2 protein-coding genes are annotated in these 1226 nt (G+C 39.3%); both read left to right on the top strand.

Annotated features, from left to right (window positions below):
* The first annotated feature begins 184 nt into the window (after positions 1–184).
* Entirely contained in the window at positions 185–925 is a 741-nt protein-coding gene (locus ACFCZ1_RS38545; RefSeq protein WP_376063884.1) for a DUF4355 domain-containing protein, read from the top strand.
* A 14-nt stretch (positions 926–939) separates the two neighbouring features.
* On the top strand, positions 940–1226 hold a 287-nt coding region (locus tag ACFCZ1_RS38540; protein WP_376682915.1), incomplete at its 3' end, for a hypothetical protein.

Raw genomic sequence — 1226 nt, 5'->3', positions numbered from 1 at the left:
AAGCGATGATGTCATTCGGAAATGCAACTACCAGAACATTAAAGCGCTTGTCCAATGGATAGGTGTTTTTTTTATTGCCTTTTTCTCGTTCTGCAGGCTTTAAAGAACAGACGAATACAAAACCATTAATTGAACTTTATTGGGGCTAAAATCAGCAACGGTAAAGGGCAAGGAGGAAATAAAAATGTTTACTAATGAAATTACAAATACACCTAAGTTTTTTACACCAAAATCACCTTTACGTTTAGATATTCAATTTTTTTCAGATGGAGGACAAGGAGGAAATGGGGGCGGGGGAACACCACCACCAGCTGAACCACCGGCAGGAGGAGGCAATCCAACACCACCAGCGAATCCGGAACCACCAAAGCTTACATTGGATCTTGTGCAATCTTTTGTAAATGACAACGAAGATGCAAAGAAATGGCTGCAATCATTAACGGACACAAGGGTTACTGATGCAATTAAAACCTATGAAACTAAAACTCTCCCTAAAAAGCTTGAGGAAGAGATCGCTAAACGTTACCCAGCTGAGACAGAAGAGCAAAAGCAATTACGTGAACTTAAACAACAGTTTGAAAGATTGGAAACCGAGAAACAACGTGAAACATTGCGTAATAAGGCTTTGTCTGTTGCTACGGAAAAGCAACTACCTACTAAGTTGGTAGATTTCTTTGTTGGTCAAGACGAAGAGTCGACGCTTAAAAACTTAGGAACATTTGAAGAAATCTTTTCTGCAGCTGTTCAACAAGCGGTGGAAGGGAAATTCAAAGCGGGTGGCCGTGAACCACAACCTTCAGGACTAAGTACCGGTATTGATGCACAAATAGAAGAAGCAAAAAAGCGAGCAATGGAAACCGGTAGGCAAGAAGATCGTGTAGCCTATGCAGCTTTAAAAATGAAAAAAGAAACACAGGGAAAATAAGGAGGAATTTTTAAATGACAATTTATACAGTGGATATGATTGGAAAAAAGTTTTCGATTGTGGACGAGCTATTATTATTGAATCCGCATCAAACACCTTTAGTGTCTCGCTTAGGTTTTGCGGATGCTGTAACAAATACTACTCACGAATGGTTTGAAGATGAAATGTTTTCATATGAATCAACTGCTGTTGGTGAATTTGCAGTAACTGATTCAAAAATCAAAGTTGCAGATGTTGAACCATTCCGTCCAGAGCAAGTAGTACGTAATGGTGATGAGTTACTGCTCGTTTCTACAGTAAA

This window comes from Streptomyces sp. NPDC056224 (assembly GCF_042267665.1).
Lineage (GTDB): Bacteria > Actinomycetota > Actinomycetes > Streptomycetales > Streptomycetaceae > Streptomyces.
Note: the sequence above shows the minus strand (reverse complement) of the source record. Positions and strands in the feature narration are given on the sequence as shown.